This is a genomic window from Pectobacterium brasiliense (genome assembly GCF_013449685.1).
In the GTDB taxonomy this organism is placed as follows: Bacteria; Pseudomonadota; Gammaproteobacteria; order Enterobacterales; family Enterobacteriaceae; genus Pectobacterium; species Pectobacterium brasiliense_A.
In genome coordinates, this window is record NZ_JACDSF010000003.1 from 1 (window position 1) to 833 (window position 833).

Consider the following 833-nt stretch of genomic DNA (forward strand, 5'->3'; position numbering starts at 1 on the left):
GCGCGGGGCGTGGTCGTGACGCAGTGCAAAGGCATAATCGGTAATGCCAGACTCTTCCAGCAACGTACCGATAATGGCCTCCGGCTTTTGTGCCTGGAAGAGGCGGGCATTGGTACGCAGTCCCAGCCGCCACAGCGCCGGGCGAACCTCTGCTTGATAGCGTGTGCGGCGAAAGCCGGTGTCGCCCTGGGCGAATGCGCTGATAATCCCACTGACGCGCCGTTTCAGTTCGCCTTCGTACCACACCAGCAGTTCGCACGGCTGGTCGAGTACGGCGCCAAAATCGACATCCGACAAGGCACTCGCCAAATTCAGCGACAGGGCAAACGGCTGGTTAAGGGCCTCGCTGAGCTGAAAATCCACCACGGCAAACGTCGCGGCGGGCAATGCACCGACCTTTACCGTAAACTGTAATCCTGTACTGTTTGCCACGTTTATTCCCTCGCTTCCCGTGATGAAAACCGTGTTGTCTGCACTCAGGTCTGGGAAAATCAGACCTCAGGACAGCGCACGCAGAAAACCCGGGACAAGCCCGGGTAAAGAAACAGAACGATTACGCTTCGACCGGTGTACGCCAGTCGTCAGAGCCGGACGTACCGGCAACAGTGTGCTCCCAGTCGATTTTGCGGTAGGCCAGCGACACTTCGATCAACTGGGTGTAGTCCAATTTTGACGGGTCCTGGCAGTGTGGCATTTTGCAGTCGATGTCGACGATGGTGGCATCGGTCAGGATGGTAGAGAAGAAGTGCTCCTGTTTCCCTTCAACCGACGTGCGATACCATTTCAGGGTCACGGTCGGCAGCATTTCGCCGGAAGCCAGGGCGTTGTACATC

2 protein-coding genes are annotated in these 833 nt (G+C 57.6%); both read right to left on the reverse strand.

The window, feature by feature from the left end; all coding sequences use genetic code 11:
* The coding region (locus H0248_RS01140; protein WP_308415650.1) for a contractile injection system protein, VgrG/Pvc8 family at positions 1–432 on the reverse strand (432 nt) is incomplete at its 3' end.
* A 121-nt stretch (positions 433–553) separates the two neighbouring features.
* The coding region (gene tssD / locus H0248_RS01145) for a type VI secretion system tube protein TssD (RefSeq protein ID WP_180784358.1) at positions 554–833 on the reverse strand (280 nt) is incomplete at its 5' end.